At 72.2% G+C, this 15,735-nt stretch carries 15 protein-coding genes; 6 read left to right on the top strand and 9 right to left on the bottom strand.

Going from position 1 to position 15,735, the window contains the following annotated elements; genetic code table 11:
• From COGEMETH_RS00205 to COGEMETH_RS00180, 6 genes are all read right to left on the bottom strand, one after another.
• The coding region (locus COGEMETH_RS00205) for an SDR family NAD(P)-dependent oxidoreductase (protein ID WP_238180605.1) at window positions 1-2,019 on the bottom strand (2,019 nt) is incomplete at its 3' end.
• A 61-nt stretch (window positions 2,020-2,080) separates the two neighbouring features.
• Window positions 2,081-2,932: a DUF1206 domain-containing protein gene (locus tag COGEMETH_RS00200; RefSeq protein ID WP_238180604.1), complete on the bottom strand. Its 852-nt coding sequence runs from the start codon at window positions 2,930-2,932 to the stop codon at window positions 2,081-2,083.
• Window positions 2,929-3,270 (bottom strand): hypothetical protein, encoded by a 342-nt coding sequence (locus tag COGEMETH_RS00195; RefSeq protein WP_238180603.1) that lies wholly within the window; start codon window positions 3,268-3,270, stop codon window positions 2,929-2,931. Before COGEMETH_RS00195 ends, COGEMETH_RS00200 begins: the two co-directional genes overlap by 4 nt.
• A gap of 28 nt (window positions 3,271-3,298) precedes the next feature.
• Entirely contained in the window at window positions 3,299-3,865 is a 567-nt protein-coding gene (locus COGEMETH_RS00190) for a Uma2 family endonuclease (RefSeq protein ID WP_238180602.1), read from the bottom strand.
• A gap of 62 nt (window positions 3,866-3,927) precedes the next feature.
• Window positions 3,928-4,488: a Uma2 family endonuclease gene (locus COGEMETH_RS00185; protein WP_238180601.1), complete on the bottom strand. Its 561-nt coding sequence runs from the start codon at window positions 4,486-4,488 to the stop codon at window positions 3,928-3,930.
• 76 nt (window positions 4,489-4,564) lie between these two features.
• Window positions 4,565-6,010: a homospermidine synthase gene (locus COGEMETH_RS00180; protein WP_238180600.1), complete on the bottom strand. Its 1,446-nt coding sequence runs from the start codon at window positions 6,008-6,010 to the stop codon at window positions 4,565-4,567.
• A gap of 372 nt (window positions 6,011-6,382) precedes the next feature.
• On the opposite strand from COGEMETH_RS00180, the gene COGEMETH_RS00175 reads away from it, so the two are divergent.
• From COGEMETH_RS00175 to COGEMETH_RS00160, 4 genes are all read left to right on the top strand, one after another.
• Window positions 6,383-6,556 (top strand): hypothetical protein, encoded by a 174-nt coding sequence (locus COGEMETH_RS00175; RefSeq protein WP_238180599.1) that lies wholly within the window; start codon window positions 6,383-6,385, stop codon window positions 6,554-6,556.
• Between the two features lie 220 nt (window positions 6,557-6,776).
• Entirely contained in the window at window positions 6,777-7,463 is a 687-nt protein-coding gene (locus COGEMETH_RS00170; protein WP_373875279.1) for an invasion associated locus B family protein, read from the top strand.
• A gap of 105 nt (window positions 7,464-7,568) precedes the next feature.
• Window positions 7,569-7,952, top strand: a complete 384-nt coding sequence (locus COGEMETH_RS00165) for a hypothetical protein (protein WP_238180598.1) — start codon at window positions 7,569-7,571, stop codon at window positions 7,950-7,952.
• Window positions 7,953-8,177: 225 nt separating this feature from the next.
• On the top strand, window positions 8,178-11,483 hold the full coding sequence (locus COGEMETH_RS00160; RefSeq protein WP_238180597.1) for a hypothetical protein: 3,306 nt from the start codon (window positions 8,178-8,180) through the stop codon (window positions 11,481-11,483).
• A 5-nt stretch (window positions 11,484-11,488) separates the two neighbouring features.
• Here COGEMETH_RS00160 and fliP read toward each other — a convergent pair whose 3' ends face one another.
• From fliP to COGEMETH_RS00145, 3 genes are all read right to left on the bottom strand, one after another.
• The gene (fliP, locus tag COGEMETH_RS00155) at window positions 11,489-12,184 is read right to left on the bottom strand and encodes a flagellar type III secretion system pore protein FliP (protein WP_238180596.1); all 696 of its coding nucleotides are present in this window, start codon (window positions 12,182-12,184) and stop codon (window positions 11,489-11,491) included.
• 101 nt (window positions 12,185-12,285) lie between these two features.
• A complete protein-coding gene (locus COGEMETH_RS00150; protein ID WP_238180595.1) occupies window positions 12,286-13,368 on the bottom strand; it encodes a lysylphosphatidylglycerol synthase domain-containing protein in 1,083 nt (360 codons plus the stop codon).
• Between the two features lie 41 nt (window positions 13,369-13,409).
• The gene (locus COGEMETH_RS00145; protein ID WP_238180594.1) at window positions 13,410-13,799 is read right to left on the bottom strand and encodes a (2Fe-2S) ferredoxin domain-containing protein; all 390 of its coding nucleotides are present in this window, start codon (window positions 13,797-13,799) and stop codon (window positions 13,410-13,412) included.
• A 185-nt stretch (window positions 13,800-13,984) separates the two neighbouring features.
• On the opposite strand from COGEMETH_RS00145, the gene COGEMETH_RS00140 reads away from it, so the two are divergent.
• Window positions 13,985-15,295 carry a KpsE/RkpR family capsule polysaccharide export protein gene (locus COGEMETH_RS00140; protein WP_238180593.1) on the top strand — a complete coding sequence of 437 codons (1,311 nt, stop codon included), beginning with the start codon at window positions 13,985-13,987 and terminating at the stop codon, window positions 15,293-15,295.
• Window positions 15,296-15,372: 77 nt separating this feature from the next.
• Window positions 15,373-15,648, top strand: a complete 276-nt coding sequence (locus COGEMETH_RS00135; protein ID WP_238180592.1) for a hypothetical protein — start codon at window positions 15,373-15,375, stop codon at window positions 15,646-15,648.
• The last annotated feature ends 87 nt before the right edge of the window (window positions 15,649-15,735 follow it).

Genomic DNA, 15,735 nt, shown 5'->3' with positions numbered 1-15,735 from the left:
GGCCACCCTCTCCCGCAGGGGGGAGAGGGGAGCGCCCACACTTGCATTCGATTCGAGTGCGGCCACCGCATCCGACACGCCCGGCCCCTCGGCCCGGGCCACGATCCGATCGCGAAAATGCGGGATGGCGGCCTCGAACACGGCCTCGGCCGCGCCGCGGTCGCCCGCTGCCACGGCGGCGCGCAGGCGATCGGTCCAGGCGTCGAGGCGCGCGGTGTCGGCGAAGACGGGGCGGGCGGCCATGACGCCGTCGATCCCGTCGAGGCTGACGCGGGGTTCCTCGCGCGCGAACAGGATCTCGTTGAGGCGCTCGCCGGGTCGCGCGCCGGAATAGGCGATCTCGATCTCCTCGCCCGGCTCGAAGCCGGCGAGCCGGATCATCCGCTCGGCCAATTCCGCGATCCGCACGGGCTGGCCCATCTTGAGGACGTAGACGGCCGCGCGCTGGTCGGCGGCATCCCCCTCGGGCGCCAGGGCGCGGGCCTCGCCGTCCGCATGCGAGGCCGCGGTGAGCACGAGGTCGGCCGCCTCCCGCACGGTCATGAAGTAGCGCACCATGTCGGGATGGGTGACGGTGACGGGGCCGCCGCGGGCGATCTGCGCCTTGAACACCGGCACGACGGAGCCGACCGAACCGAGCACGTTGCCGAAGCGCACGGCGATGAGCCGGGTCGGATGGCCCGGCAGCGCGGCCTGCTCGGCGTCGAGGGCCTGGGCCACCATCTCGGCGAAACGCTTGGTCACGCCGAGCTGCGAGACCGGCTCGATCGCCTTGTCGGTGGAGATCATGACCAGGGCGCGTGCGCCGGCCGCGATCGTGGCGCGGGCCACGTTGATCGAGCCGAAGACGTTGGTCTTGATGCCCTCTTCCCAGTCCTGCTCCAGGTAGGGCACCTGCTTGAGGGCGGCTGCGTGGACCACGTAATCGGGCCGGAAGGCCGCGAACACGGCCTCGATGCGCGCGCCGTCGCGGATGTCGGCGAGCGCGCCCGTCACCTCGGCGCCCGCGAGGGCCGGCTGGCCGAGGATGCCGTGGAGCGCCGGCTCTGAACTCTCCACCACCAGCACCGCGGAGGCGCCGAAGGCGACGGCACGGGCGCAGATCTCGGAGCCGATCGAGCCGCCGCCACCGGTGACGATGACGCGCCGGCCCGAGAGGAAGCGCTCCAGGCGCGGCCGGTCGATGGCCACCGTCGGGCGCAGGAGCAGGTCCTCGATCTCAAGGGGCGCGAGTTCGGCGTCCCGCATGCCCTCGCCGAGGCTGACGACGCGGGCGAGCGGCAGGCCGAGGCGACGGGCGCGGGCGATGAGGTCGTCGGGCTCGGCCTCGGGCGCCAGCGCGCTCGGCGTCGCCACGAGGCGCCGCACCGGCTGGCCGCGCTCGGCGAGCGCCCCGATCACGCGCTCCAGGTCCGCGAAGCCGCCGAGCACCGGCACGCCGCGCATCATCTGCCCGGCCTCGTCGGCCCGCGGCGACAGGATGCCCTTGGGGGAGAGCTTCTTCACAGAGCCCGATTCGATGGCGCGCAGCAGCACCTCGATGTCGCCCCCGCGCCCGAGGAGCAGCGTCGGCACCGTGGCGGCGCGCGCGCTCGACTGGCGGGAGCGGGAATATTTTAGATAGCGGAAGGCGAGCCGGGTGCCGCCGAGCAGGAAGATCTGCAGCACCCAGTAGAGGACGATGGCGATCTTGCCGAAGAAGTAGAAGCCGTAGAGATCCGACGAGACCAGGACGTAGTCGACGACGAGCAGGATCAGCGCCAGGACGCTGGCGGCCCGCACGATGCCCGCGAGGTCCGGCAGCGAGGCGAAGCGCCACTTGGTCCGGTAGAGCCTGAACCAGCCGTAGACGAGGCCGGCGACCGCCAGGAACGGCGGCAGCAGCAACGGCAGGGCGTGCAGCCGCGCGGCGAGCATGTCGCCGTTGAAGCGGAACAGGAAGGTGAGCACCACGGCCGCGGCGGTCGCCACGAGGTCGTGGACCACCATCACCGCGGTCTTGTAGGTGCGCTGCTGCATGGGCTCCCGGCGAGGCGGGGTATCCGCCGCGGGGGGCCCCGCTGTCAACGCGGGCGGCCCTTCAGGTCGCGGCGCGCACGGCCCGCGCCACCGCGTCGTCGGCCTTGTCGATGTCGGGGGCATCGATGCGGCGGTAGCGGGCCTGGATCAGCCCGAAGGCGCCGAAGGCGGCGTGGCCCGCCGCGACGATGCCCAGCAGGACCCAGCCGAAGGGCTGCGCGCGCAGCAGGGCGAAGGCTTCGGCGAGCCCCTTGGCCTCGGAGGAGCGCTGGTACCACGCGGCCACGACGAAGAACGCGCCGATGATGAGGAAGGCGACCCCGCGCGCGCCGTAGCCGAAGCGACCCAAGGGCTTCGCCCAGCGCAGCTTTCCCCGATCGAGGGCGAGTCGCTCGGTCACGTCGCCCCGGGCCGCCTTGAGCAGGAAGCCGACCCCGCCACCGGCGACGCCGAGCCCGATCAGCGCCACCAGCCAGCGGCCGAAGGGTTTTGCCAGGAGCCACGCGGTCCAGTCCCGCGTGCCGTCGCCGCCGCCGAGCCCTAACCCGAGGCTCAGGCTCGCCGCGCTGAGGGCGAGGCCGCCATAGATCGCCGCGCTGATGAGATGTGCGCCCCGCACCGCCAGGCCCTTGGGCGAGGTGCCGCGCCGGTCCGCGTCGGTCGCCCCTTCCACCAGGCGCCACAGGGCGAAGCCGAGGAGCCCGATTGCGATCAGGCCGACGAGGATCGCGCCGAAGGGCCCGCCGAGGACGGTCCGCAGCGCGTTCCGGCTGTCGCCGGCCTGTCCGCCCGAGCCGATCGCGGCGAGCAGAGCCAGGATTCCGACGACGCCGTAGACCGCGCCGCGAGCACCGTAGCCGAAGCGGGCCAGGCGCTCGATGGTGTTGGCGCCCAGGCGGGCGAAGGGGTTCACGCCGGGGGCCGCTGCGGCTTGCCGGAGAGCGCCACGTAGAAGCCGAGGCCGTCCTGGGCCGGCAGGGTTTGCAGGCGCTCGATCAGCCCGCGGCGCTTGGCGTCGAGGAGCAGGCGGCCGGCGGGCTGGAACAGGGTCTCGCCGCCGCCCTCGGGCGGCGCGTCGAGGCGGATCGCCACGGTCTTGCCCTTGGCGAAGCGGCTGCGTTCCAGCATGTCCTTGAGGGACGCCTCGGCGGTCGGACGGTTCGAGCCACGCAGGTCGAGCACCGATTCGGCGTCGGTGACGCCCAGCGAACCGCGCAGCTTGTCGGCGTAGAAATCTTCGAAATGGGGCACGGGCTGCGGACCTGGTTCGGAAGCGATTCTAGAACGCGATGTCGGTGTAGACCGCGCGGACGGCAACCGCGCCGCCGAGGTCGGGCAGCTCGATCGCGCCGTCGAGCCCCAACGCTTCGAAGTCCCATTCCGTCCCGTCGCGCCGGCGCCAGACCTCGACCCGCGCCTCGTCCTGATGGACGACGAGGACGGTGCGCAGGCTCGGGACGGAGCGGTAGAAATCGGTCTTGCGGCCGCGATCGAGACTCATGGCGGAGGGCGGGAGCACTTCCGCCACCAGAACCGTGTCGGGGGCGTAGCCATCCGGCAGAGGCGGACCGCAGCGCACGACCACGTCGGGGATGGGCGCGAAATCGTCCATCGCCTCGCTGAGGACGGCAAGGCCGGTCATGGCACGGCAGCCTCGACGTTCGGCGAGATCATCAAGGCGTTTGGCGAGATTCATGACGATGCGCTGGTGCCGCTCTTTTGGGGGCGCCAGCAGCACGGGCCCGCCGTCGATCAGTTCCCAGCGCTCCCGGTCGGGGCGTGCCTCGACCCAGACTTGATAGTCGGCGATGCCCATGCGGGAATCGCGTCTTGCGGCCAGTGCCATCGCGGCCTCTCCGGTCAGGGCCGCGATGGTAGCATCACGGGAGGCGCCCGCAACCGCGCGGGTCAGAACGTGACCCGCGCATAGATGTCGGCCACGGAGAGGCCGCCGCCGAGTTCGGGCAGGTCGATCGCACCGTCGAGACCGGCGACCCGCTTGCTCCAGCCGGTGTCGCGGCGCCAGACCTCGACGCGGGCCTCGTCCTGATAGACGATCAGGAAGGCCTGCAACGGCTGAACCGATTTATAGAAGTCGCTCTTGCGGCCGCGATCGTTGTGGATCGTGGAGGGCGAAAGCACCTCCGCGACGAGCAGCGGATCGCGGGTGTAGCCGTCCACGGGCAACGAACCGCACTGCACGACGATGTCCGGGATCGGGGCAAAATCGTCCATCGCCTCGCTGAGGATGGCGAGGCCGGGCAGCGCATTGCACCCCTTGCGTTCGGCAAGATCGTCGCGGCGCTTGGCGATGTTCATCACGATGCGCTGATGCCGCGCCCCGGGCGGCGACATCAGCACGGGCTCTCCGTCGAGAAGCTCCCAGCGCTCCTCGTCGGGGCGGCTTTCCACCCACACCCGATACGCGGCGACGCCCATGCGGGAGTCGCGTCTCGCGGCCACCGCCATCACGGTCTCCCAGATCGCAGGCCGGATGGTAGCACCGCGCGGGCCGCCCGCAAGCGTGCGGGCGGCGCCGGCCGGTTCAGCCGTGCACGAGCACGTTGCGGAACTGCCAGGGGTCGTCGGCGTCGATGTCCTCGGGGAACAGGCCGGGGCGGCCGGTGAGCGGCGTCCAGTCGGTGTAGACGCCCACGACCGGGCCGAGATACGGGGTCTGGACCTCCAGGCAGCGGCGGAAATCCATCTCGTCGGCCTCGACGATGCCGGCCTGCGGGTTCTCCAGGGCCCAGACCATGCCGGCGAGCACCGCCGACGTGACCTGGAGGCCGGTGGCGTTCTGGTAGGGGGCGATCGCCCGCGTCTCCTCGATGGAGAGCTGCGAGCCGTACCAGTAGGCGTTCCTGGCGTGCCCGTAGACCAGCACGCCGAGCTCGTCGATGCCGTCCTCGATCTCGTCCTCGTCGAGGATGTGGTGGCGCTCCTGCACCTGCCCCGCATTGCCGAACATCTCGTGGAGCGAGAGCACGGCGTCGTTGGCCGGGTGATAGGCGTAGTGGCAGGTGGGGCGGTAGGCGGCCCGCCCGCCCTCGCGGACGGTGTAGTAGTCCGCGATCGAGATCGCCTCGTTGTGCGTCACGAGGAAGCCGAACTGCGATTGCGCGGTCGGCGTCCAGGAGCGCACGCGGGTGTCGGCGCCGGGCTGGAGCAGGTAGATGGCGCAACGCGAGCCCTTCTCCTGCTCGCGGGCGTTGTCCGGCATCCAGGTCTCGTGCGTGCCCCAGCCCAGTTCGGCCGGCTGGTTGCCCTCGGAGACGAAGCCCTCCACCGACCAGGTGTTGACGAACACCCCCTGCGGCTTGGGATGCTTGGCGCGCTGCGTGTCCCGCTCGGCGATGTGGACGCCCTTGACGCCCAGTTCCCGCATCAGGGCCGCCCAGTCTTCGCGGGTCTTCGGCTCGGGGGTCGTCACGCCGGTGTCGGCGGCGATGTTCAAGAGCGCCTGCTTCACGAACCAGGAGACCATGCCCGGGTTGGCGCCGCAGCAGGACACGGCGGTGCTGCCGCCGGGGCTCGCGGTGCGGGCGTCGAGGATGTCCTGGCGGAGCGCGTAGTTGGTACGGTCGCCCTGGCTCCGGGTCTTGTCGAAGTAGAAGCCCGGCCAGGGCTCGGCCACCGTGTCGATGTAGAGGGCGCCGAGCTCGCGGCAGAGCTCAAGGATCGCCCGCGAGGAGGTGTCCACCGAGAGGTTGACGCAGAAACCCTGGCCGCCGCCCTCGGTCAGCAGGGGCGTCAGCACGTCGCGATAGTTCTCGCGGGTGAGCGCCACCTGCTCGAAGCGCAGGCCGTGCTTCGCGGCCAGATCCCGGTGGCCGTCGTCCGGGTCGATCACGGTGAAGCGGGCGTGGTCGTACGCGAAGTGGCGCTCGATCAGGGGAAGCGTGCCGCGGCCGATCGAACCGAAGCCGATCATCACGATGGGCCCGCTGATGCGGCCGTGGATCGGCCACTGGGTCGGCGTGTCGGTCATGGGGCGTCTCGTTCCTTGCGATCGGGCACCCCGGCGCGGGGCGCGGCATCCTTAGGCGGCTGACATGACGGTGGGGCGACGGCCCACGGCCCGGCGATGCCGGGCCGTGCCGGATTCCATCGTGGAATCAACGGCCTCGCGGACGGCTCGGCAACCCGCCTCCGAAGGCGGGTTTAGTGGCGCCTCGCGCTCGTCCGGTCAACACCGGCAGGCGCGCGCAAGGTTGAGAAAGCGTTGCCGGGCCATGAGCCGCCTGCATGCGAGCCGCGCGCCGGAGCCGATTGCCGCCCGCCGCACCCCATCCTCATATTGCACTGCAGCAATCGTTGTCCGTGTCGGGCCGCGATACCGCTGCAGCCGATGGAGTCTTCCATGCTCGCGCTTCTTACCGCCACGCTCTCGTCCCCGGTCGACGAGCCCGTCGACCGCGATTCCGGCGTGCTGACCCTGGCCTTCGCCCTCGCCCGCGGCCTGCGCCGCCACAACCGCGAGGCCGCCGCCAAGAGCTGCGACCGGGCCGAGACGGACGTCTCGCGCGAGGGCTGATCGATCGAGTCCCAAGGGCGGGCGGCCGCCGCGCCGGCCACCTTCGGGCCCGTTCGGGTCTCAGGGTCGATTGCCTCTCCGCCGGTTGGGCGCTAGGCGGCATCGTGCCTCTCACGAAACTCCCGTCGCGCCGTCGCGGCCGGGGGGACGGCTCCCGATGACCGGGAGTCCTGCGGGGAAGCACCGAGCGCCGCCACCACCGGACGAGGGACCGTCCCTTATGCTGCCAACCCGCGCCTTCCGGCGATCCGCGATCGTCGCGATCCTCCTCGCCGGCCTGCCCGCATCCCCCTTCGCGCTCGCGCAGGAGGAGGCCCCGGCCGCGGAATCGCCGGCCGAGGACGCTCCCGCCAAACCGAAACCGCGCGCGCCCAAGCCGAAGCCGGTCCCGGCCAAGCCTCCTGCGCCCAAGCCCGCGCCGGCAGCCGAGGCTCCGAAGGCGCCGGCACCGGCCACCTGGCCTGCGGGTGCGAGCACGGTGAGCGAGGGCTACGGCGACTGGTCCATGAACTGCACCCGCGCCCAGGAGACCACGGCCTGCCTGGTCATGCAGTCGCAGGGCGACAACAAGACCGGGCGGCGCCAGTTCGCGATCGAGTTCCGCACGCCCAAGGACGGGCGGGCCGAGGGGCTGATCATGATGCCGTTCGGGCTGGCGATCGAGCCCGGCGTCTCGTTCAAGCTGGACGAGGCGGTGCTCGGCAAGGGCGCGCCCTACGTCTCCTGCAACGCCGAGGGCTGCCTCGTGCCCATCAGCTTCCCGACGCTGGCCACCGACAGCATGAGGACGGCCAAGGCCCTCGTCGTCCTCGGCCAGAAGCCGGACGGCACCGAGCCGATGACGATCACCGTTCCGCTTGCGGGCTTTGGTGCCGCGATCGACAGGGCCGTCGCCCTCGGGGGCTGAACCGGTGTCGACTCCGCGATCCGCAGGGGCGATACCGCGTACGACAGACAGGGGCCGAGCCCGCGCCATCCAGAAGCGGGGCCGGCCGAGGACAGGGAGAGAGCCGTGACGAAGACCATCCTGCTGGCCGCCGGCCTGCTCGCGAGCCTCATGGGCCCCCTCCCGGCCGAGACGCCGGCCGATGCCGACGCGGCTCCGCCTGTCGAAAAGACCCTCGACCGCAGCCGCAACCTCGCGGCCAAGCTCGCCGGCCTCGTCGGCTTCGCCAACACCTCCTGCGACGACGTGAAGGGCGACCCGGACCTGCTCAAGGCCGCGGTCCAGCGCCTGGGCGTCCCGCCGGAGGACCTCGACAGGGGCGAGCTCTACATGGTGGCGACCTCCTACATCGAGACCTACCGCAAAGACGTGCCGGCCAATTGCAAGCGCGCCCTGGAGACCTTCGGCGCGTCGAGCGCGATGGTGCCCAACCTCATCGTGAAGCGCTGATACCGGCTGCCGGGTGATCTCGCCGGCCTGAGCCGATTAAGCGCGCGTTAGCCGCGATCGCGCACAGTCGCCACCGGTGTCCCTCACGAAACGACCGGTGTGCCGCGGCAGGCCGGCGGGAGAGCTTCCGGCGACCGGAAGTGTCGTGAGGTGCGCCGAGCGTGTGGCGTCTGGGCGCCGTGCCTCCGTTCGGGGTGCGGGGCCGCTCTCGGGTGTGGCGTTTCGATGGGAGCGGGTGACGACAGCAAGCGTCGGTGCGGCCTCCGGGCCGGCGTCGCCCTGAGCCTGCTCCTCGGGATCGCGGAGGCGCAGGCCGCCCGGCTGATCGCGGCCAAGGGCACCGAGCCCGCAGGTTACGGCCGCATCGCGCTCACCTTCGACAAGGCCGTGTCGGTCAAGGCCCGGCTCGCCGGCACCGTCCTGGTCCTGACCTACGGCGAGCGCGTCGCGTCGGGTCCGGAGCACCTGACCGACGAGATGCCGAGCTACGTCGCCACCGTGCGCCGCGATCCCGATGGCGGCGGCCTGCGGATCGCCCTGCCCAAGCCCTACCGCGTCAACCTGCAGGAAGCCGGCGAGAAGGTCTTCGTCGACCTCCTGCCCGAGGGCTGGACCGGCCTGGTACCGCCCCTGCCGCCGGACGTGGTCGCCGACCTCGCCCGCAGGGCACAAGCCGCCGAGGCGGCCCTGAAGCTGCGCGCGCCGCCCCCCATCCGGCGTCCGCTCGCCGTCGAACTCGCCACCCTGCCGACCCTGTTGCGCCTGTCGCTGCGCCTGCCGCCGGGCACGGACACGACGACGGTCGTGGAAGGCCCCGCCACCCGGCTGCGGGTATCCGGCGCCTGGACGATCGACGCGAACGAGACCCGCGGGCGCACCAAGCCGGCGCTGGCAACGCTCGCCACCGAGACGGACGACGCCTCCGCGAGCCTCGTGCTGACGCCCACGGACGGATACGTCGTGCTGGCCGAGCGCGAGGACGACACGCTCACCCTGGACGTGGTCAGGAAGCCGGCACCGGGTCCGAAGCCGGAGCCCGAGGCGGCCAGGCGCGCCGCCGCGCCGGACCCCGCGCCGGCCGCAGTTCCGAAGGCGGCACCTGCGGCCCAGCCCGTCGAGGCGGTCGCCGCCCCGCCGGAGCGGCAGGCGGGCTCAGGGATGGTCTTCCCCTTCCGCACCCTGCCGCCCGCCGCCTTGTTCGAGCGCGCGGGCGTCGCGACCCTGGCCCTGGAGACGGGGGAACCGGTGGCGCTGCCGCCGCCGGGCGAGACCGGGCTGCGCGGCCTCGGCGAGCCGCGGCGGGTGGGCAAGATCGTGCTGGTGCAGGTCGTCGTGCCGCCGGGGCGCCTGATCGATCTCCTGCCCGTCCGCACCGGCACCGGCCTCGGATGGGAACTGACGGCGGGCGATGCCCTGAGTTCCAGCGACACCCTGAACGCGGTGCGCCGGCCCGACGGGGCCGGGCATGTCGGCGTCGCGCTCGACCTGAAGCAGCCCGGCAGCGCCACCTGGCTCGACCTCGACGGCGAGCGCATCGCCCTCGTCACGACCGCGGCGCGGCGCCCGGCCGGCATCGCCAAGCGCCAGCGCTTCGTCGATTTCGAACTGCTGCCGAGCCGGCTCGGGCTCGCGGTGCTGGCGGGTGCCGACGACCTCACGGTCCGGCCCGACCTCGACGGCGTCGCGATCGGGCGGGAGGGGGGGCTCGCGGTCACCTCCGTGGCGCGCAGGGCCGAGGTCGCACTCGCCGAGGCGGGGGCACCCGCAATCTCCCGCGAGGCCTGGGACCAGGCGCGGCTGGGCGACGTGCGCGAGACGATCCGCCGGCAGTTCGCCGCCGCCGTGGCCGCGCCGCTGGGCGCGCGCGGGCCGCTGCGCCTCGACCTGGCGCGTACCCTCGTCGCCAACGGGTACGACCCCGAAGCGCTCGCCGTGATCGAGGTGGCCGGTGCCGACGACCCGCTGCTCGCCGGGCAGCACGACACGGCGATCCTGCGCGGACTGGCGCAGACGCGCCTGAACCGCCTGGAGGAGGCCCGGCGCACCCTGGGCACGGAGGCCCTGAAAAGAGATCCCGAGGCCGCCCTCTGGCGGGCGATGGCCGACGCCCAGGACGGCAACTGGCGCGAGGCCGAGACCGGCTTCCTCACCGCGCTGGCCTTCGCCGCCCGCTATCCCGACGATCTGGCGGCGGCGATCCGCACCACGACCGCGGAGGCCGCGATCGAGAACGGCGACGTCCAGGGCGCGATAGACCGGCTCGCCCTGGCCGGCAGGCAGGGCCTCACGCCGCTGGTCCGCGACCGGCAGGCCCTGGTCAAGGCCCGCATCGAGGAGGCGACCGGCGGCACCGACGCAGCGCTGGACGATTACGGCCGGCTCGCGGACGCGGCCGAGCGCCCGGTCGCCGCGGCGGCCGCGATCCGCGGTACCCTGCTGGCGCAGGCCGCCGGGCGGATCAAGCCGGCCGAGGCGATCGACCGGCTGGAGCGGCTCGCCATCACCTGGCATGGGGGCGAGACCGAGGACGCGATCACGGCCGGTCTCGCCCGGCTCTACGCCGCGGCAGGGCGCTGGCGCGACGCCTTCACCGCCACGCGCCGGGCGAACGCCGCCGCCCCGGCCTCGGCCCTGTCGCGTACCCTGACGAGCGAGGCCCAGGCCCTGTTCGACGACCTGTTCCTGGGAGCCAAAGCGGACCGCGTCGCCGGGATCGAGTCGGTGGCGCTGTATTTCGACTTCAAGGAGTTCGCGCCGATCGGCCGGCGGGGCGACGAGGTGGTGCGGCGGCTGGCCGACCGGCTCGTCGGCCTCGACCTGCTCGATTCGGCCGCCGACCTGCTCCAGCACCAGGTGGACACCCGCCTCACCGGCCCGGCGCGGGCCGGGGTGGCGACCCGGCTCGCCACGATCCGCCTGATGGACGGCAAGCCGATGATGGCTTTGGAGGCGATCGACGCCACCTACCTGCCCGAACTGCCGGGCGAGCTTCGCCGCGCCCGGTCCCTGATCCGGGCACGCGCCCTGTCGGACCTCACCCGCACGGACCTCGCCCTGGAGACGATCGAGGGGGAGGAGGGCGCAGACGTGCAGCGCCTGCGCGCCGACATCCTCTGGAGCGCGCGGCGTTGGCGCGAGGCGGGCGAGGCCCACGAGGCCCTGCTCGGCAGCGCGTGGCGCGGCGGCAAGCCCCTGGACGAGCCGGCCCGCGCCGACGTGATCCGGGCGGCGCTCGCCTACGATCTGGCCAGCGAAGGGATCGGGCTGGAACGGCTGAAGGCGAAATTCTCCGGCCCCATGGCCGAGAGCGCGGACGCGCGCACCTTCGCCCTGCTGACGGCCGCCAACCCGACCCGCCAGCCGGGCTTCCGCGAGATCGCCCAGCGGGCCAGCAATGCCGAGACCCTTGCGGCGTTCCTGACGGAATACCGCAAGCGCTATCCGGACGGCGCGGTGCCGGAGCGGGGCAAGGCAGCCGAGGCGCCGGGGCAGCAGACGCAGGCCGAAGCCGAGGCCGCACCGCCGGGCTGAGGCGCTCAGCCGCCGCCGTAGCTCTGCACCAGGGAGCCCGCCACCAGGGTCCAGCCGTCGACCAGCACGAAGAAGATCAGCTTGAAGGGCAGCGCCACGGTGGCCGGGGGCACCATCATCATGCCCACCGCCATCAGGATCGAGGCCACGACGAGGTCGATGATCAGGAAGGGGATGAACAGCAGGAAGCCGATCTCGAAGGCCCGGCGCAGCTCCGAGATCATGAAGGCCGGGGTCACGACCTCCAGGCCGACCGCCTCCGGGCCGGAGGGAACGGGGACCTTGGCCATGTCGAGGAAGAGCTTGAGGTCCTTCTCGCGCACGTTGCGCAGCATGAAGGTCTTGAAGGGAGCCGAGGCCCGCTCGAAGGCGACCGCTTGCGTGATCTGGTTGGCCAGCAGCGGCTCGATGCCGTTGCGGTAGGCCTCGCGGCCGGTCGGCGCCATCACGAAGGCGGTGAGGAACAGGGCGAGGCTGACGATCACGGCGGTGGGCGGGGCGGTCTGCGTGCCCAGCGCCGAGCGCAGGATCGACAGCACCACCACGATCCGGGTGAAGGAGGTCGCCATCACCAGCACGGAAGGCGCCAGCGCCAGCACCGTGATGAGGGCGACGAGCTGCAGCGCCCGCTCGGTCACGCCGCCCGCGCCGAGGTCGACCGTGACGCTCTGGGCCGTGGCCGGGCCGGCCGCGAGCATCATCAGAAGGATGCCGGCTGCGAGGCGGCCCGGGCGAAGTCTCGGACGGGACAGAATCATGGCGGCGCCACCCTGGGGGGCGGACGGCCCGTGGGCAAGGCGCCTCATGACGGGGACGGCGCCCGGACCGCGCCGCGGCGCGCCTCCAGGTTCTGCCAGACCAATAGCGCCGGCAGACCGAGCACCACGTCCGGCACGCGCTTGGCCAGCGACAGGGCGATGGCGGTGCCGGCATCGATGCCGAACAGGGCGCAGACCACGACGAAGCCGCCCTCCTGCACTCCGAGCCCGCTCGGGACGGGGAAGGCCGCCGACTTGATGGCCTGGCTCAGGGCCTCGATCACCAGCACCTCGGCGAGCGTCACCGGCGCGTTGCCGATGCAGGCGAGCACGATCGCGATCTCGGCCGAGCCCAGGGTCCAGGCCAGGAGGTGCAGCAGCACCGACTGCGCGAGCCTGCCGCGGCGGGGCTTGTCCCAGACCACGTCGAGGGCGTCCTGCACGCTCGCGCCCTCGACGGGGCGTGGCTCGGCCTCGCGGACGAAGCGGCGGCCGAGAGCCGCGATGCGGGCCTCGAGATAGCGGGCCGCGCCCAGGCGCTGCACGGCGAAGAAGGCGGCCAGCACCAGGGCCGCCACCGCGAGCACCCGCAGCACCCAGGCCGAGAGCTGGGCCGCGGACTCGCCGTCGATGCGCATCAGGAGCAGGGCGCCGAGCAGGGCGAACAGGGCCTGCGTGCCGACCTGGATCAGCATGTCGGCCAGGATCGAGGCGGCGGCAAGCGACCCGGCCACGCCCCAGAAGGTGAGGAGCCGCCCGCCCAGCACGTCGCCGCCGATGGAGGCCACCGGCAGGAGCACGTTGATGCCCTCGCGCACGAAGCGCAGCACCACGAAGGCGCCGACACCCGCCCGCGTCAGCCCGTCGAGGACGCGCGCCCAGGCGAGCCCGCACAGGGACACGATCAGGACGCGGACCAGCACGACGGCGGCAAGCCCCGTCAGCCCGATGCGTCCGAAGGCTTCGGCAACCGCGCCGAGGTCGTTCGTCGCCACGAGCCAGGCGGCCAGCGCCAGGCCCAGCACCGTGCCGACGAGGGGAAGCCGGCGCAGCAGCGCGCGACCGATCCCGCCGCCGGCCGGGGGGCGGGTCGTGTCGGTACGGACGGGCTTGGTAGGGACAGGCATGGCGGTCGCCCTGTGTCGCCGGGTGCGGCCGGTGGCGCGGTTCAGGAGGCGGGCCTCGCGTCGGACCCTGCGGCTAGCGGGGCATTGGGGCGTAAATCGGGGAGCACGGCGGCGAGTAGCGCGGCGGGCGAGGCGGCCGGGTCGAGGAGCAGGATGCGCCCCTGCGCGAGGCTGGCCCCTGTGGCGACGGCGAGCGCCCGCTTCGGACAGGGCCCGAGGCAGCCGGTCTCGACGATGCGCAGCCTGCGCCCGGAGCGGCCGCGCTGCAGCTCGGCCTTCAGGCTGTCGCGCACGGCGCGCTTGGGCAGGCCCTGCCGCTTGGCGCACTTGGTGCAGACGGCCACGATCCCGGCGAACTTCGCCTTGGCGGTGCGGACCGGGGGCAACTGGCTGCGCCCGGCTTCGGCGTTCGGTTCCTGTCTCGGCTTCATCGCCTCCGCGTAGGCCGGTGGATGCCGCACTGCAACCGCACCCGACCGCGCAGGGGCAATGCCTTAAAAAGGGCTGAAAAGAACGGGATTCCGGGCCCCGTTCGGTCGCACGCCCCCATCGATTCCGGCGTGGCGGCGGCGGTACGGCGGCTTCCCCCGGAGCGGCACCCAGGAAAACGCAGCGGATGAGCGTGGACGAGGTCAAGCAGGGCGAGCGGCCCCGCAGCAGCATCGAGTTCGCGCAGCGCTCGGTGCAGGCGTTCCGCCGCGGCGCCGAGACGATCGAGCCGATCCCGGCCCATCGCGGCAAGGCCCTGGTTCAGCGCGCCCGCGAGGGGCTGGCCTGGACGCGCCTGCCCGGCCTGCGCCCGGCGGACCCGCGGCCCCGGAGCATGACCGGCACCCTGGTGCGGCGCTTCTCCCTGTTCGTGCTGGCGCCGACCGCGGTGATCGGCCTCTACCTGTTCGTCTTCGCCGCCAACCAGTACATCGCCGAGGCCCAGTTCGCCGTGCGCGGCAACGTCGAGCCGATGGAGAACATCAACCTCGGCGAGTACACCAGCCTGATCCAGAAGCACAACAGCCAGGACAGCTACATCGTTCGCGACTACATCGAGAGTCAGGCGATGGTCCACACCGCGGAAAAGAACCTCGGCATCTCGAAGATGTTCTCCCGCAGCGAGGCCGACTTCTGGGCCCGCTTCAACCCGCCCCAGCCCATCGAGGAACTGACCAAGTACTGGCGCGAGCACGTCTCGGCCCGGATCGACGCGATCTCCGGCGTGATCCAGCTCTCGGTCCGCGCCTTCACCCCCGAGGACGCCCTGGCGATCACCAAGGAACTCGTGGCCCGCTCGGAGACGCTGATCAACCAGATCTCGAAGCGGGCGCAGGCGGACATGCTCGCCCAGTCGGAAGCCGACGCCAAGGTCGCGCAGGAGCGCCTGCGCGAGGCCCACCTCGGATTGCAGCGCTACCGCAACCACTGGGGCATCATCGATCCTCTCAAGTCGGCGGAAGCGACGCTGACGACGCTGGTGTCCCTGCGCAAGGACAAGCTCAAGGCGGAGAACGACCTCCAGGTCCTGCGCGGGTCGACCCTCGACGAGAAGTCGCGCTCGATCCAGGTGCTGGTGGCCAACGTCGCCGCGATCGACCAGCAGATGAAGGAACTCCAGGACCAGCTCACCAGCGAGGGCATGACGGTCAACGGGGCGCCGACCATGAGCAACGCCCTCCTGGAATACGAGGGCCTGATGGTCGAGCGCATGATCGCGGAGAAGCTCAACGAATCGGCCAATTCGCTCCTCGACCGCGCCCGCGTCTCGTCACAGAAGCAGCACATCTTCCTGGCGACCTTCGTGCCGCCCTACCTGCCGACCGACTCCCTCTATCCCCACCGGGGCCATGCCCTGATGGTGAGCTTCTTCTGCTTCCTGGTGCTGTGGAGCTCGATCTCCCTGGTGATGGGCGGCATCAGGGACCAGCGGATCTGAGCGGCGGCTGGATCAGGCGGACGCGGGTCTGGTAGAGGCCCACCGCACACTCCCGAACCGGATCGTTCCACCGAGCCATGTCGGACTTCTCCGATCTCGTCGCGCAGGCGATCAAGCCCTCCATGAACCGGGCCGAGCGCGAAGCGGTCTACACCGTGGTGCGGCAGGCCGTGCGGCGGCTGCAGGAGCGCGAGGCGATGGCCGACGACGACCCGCGGCTGGCGATCCAGCACCACCTCGTCGAGGAGACGGTCCGGGACGTCGAGGCCGAGATCGCCCGCTTCGAGGCCCTGCGCAAGCTCGACGCGGCGCTGGCCGCGCAGACCGAGGCGCACCAGGCCGCGCGCCGCTGAGGGCCGGCCTGATACGAAATCCGGTCGATCGCTTCGCGATGCGGATTTCGGCTTCGCTCAAGCGCCGCGCGGGCTTCGCGATACCGC

Source organism: Methylobacterium trifolii, assembly GCF_022179685.1.
GTDB classification, from domain to species: Bacteria; Pseudomonadota; Alphaproteobacteria; order Rhizobiales; family Beijerinckiaceae; genus Methylobacterium; species Methylobacterium trifolii.
This window is presented reverse-complemented; position numbering and strand designations above follow the sequence as displayed.

Excerpts from the sequence above, each read along its gene's own strand:
- COGEMETH_RS00150 (WP_238180595.1), bottom strand. The coding sequence starts at position 13,368 with ATGCCTGTCCCTACCAAGCCCGTCCGTACCGACACGACCCGCCCCCCG.
- COGEMETH_RS00145 (WP_238180594.1), bottom strand. The coding sequence starts at position 13,799 with ATGAAGCCGAGACAGGAACCGAACGCCGAAGCCGGGCGCAGCCAGTTG.
- fliP (WP_238180596.1), bottom strand. The coding sequence starts at position 12,184 with ATGATGCTCGCGGCCGGCCCGGCCACGGCCCAGAGCGTCACGGTCGAC.
- COGEMETH_RS00190 (WP_238180602.1), bottom strand. The coding sequence starts at position 3,865 with ATGGCACTGGCCGCAAGACGCGATTCCCGCATGGGCATCGCCGACTAT.
- COGEMETH_RS00135 (WP_238180592.1), top strand. The coding sequence starts at position 15,373 with ATGTCGGACTTCTCCGATCTCGTCGCGCAGGCGATCAAGCCCTCCATG.
- COGEMETH_RS00175 (WP_238180599.1), top strand. The coding sequence starts at position 6,383 with ATGCTCGCGCTTCTTACCGCCACGCTCTCGTCCCCGGTCGACGAGCCC.
- COGEMETH_RS00160 (WP_238180597.1), top strand. The coding sequence starts at position 8,178 with ATGGGAGCGGGTGACGACAGCAAGCGTCGGTGCGGCCTCCGGGCCGGC.
- COGEMETH_RS00140 (WP_238180593.1), top strand. The coding sequence starts at position 13,985 with ATGAGCGTGGACGAGGTCAAGCAGGGCGAGCGGCCCCGCAGCAGCATC.
- COGEMETH_RS00185 (WP_238180601.1), bottom strand. The coding sequence starts at position 4,488 with ATGGCGGTGGCCGCGAGACGCGACTCCCGCATGGGCGTCGCCGCGTAT.
- COGEMETH_RS00180 (WP_238180600.1), bottom strand. The coding sequence starts at position 6,010 with ATGACCGACACGCCGACCCAGTGGCCGATCCACGGCCGCATCAGCGGG.
- COGEMETH_RS00170 (WP_373875279.1), top strand. The coding sequence starts at position 6,777 with ATGCTGCCAACCCGCGCCTTCCGGCGATCCGCGATCGTCGCGATCCTC.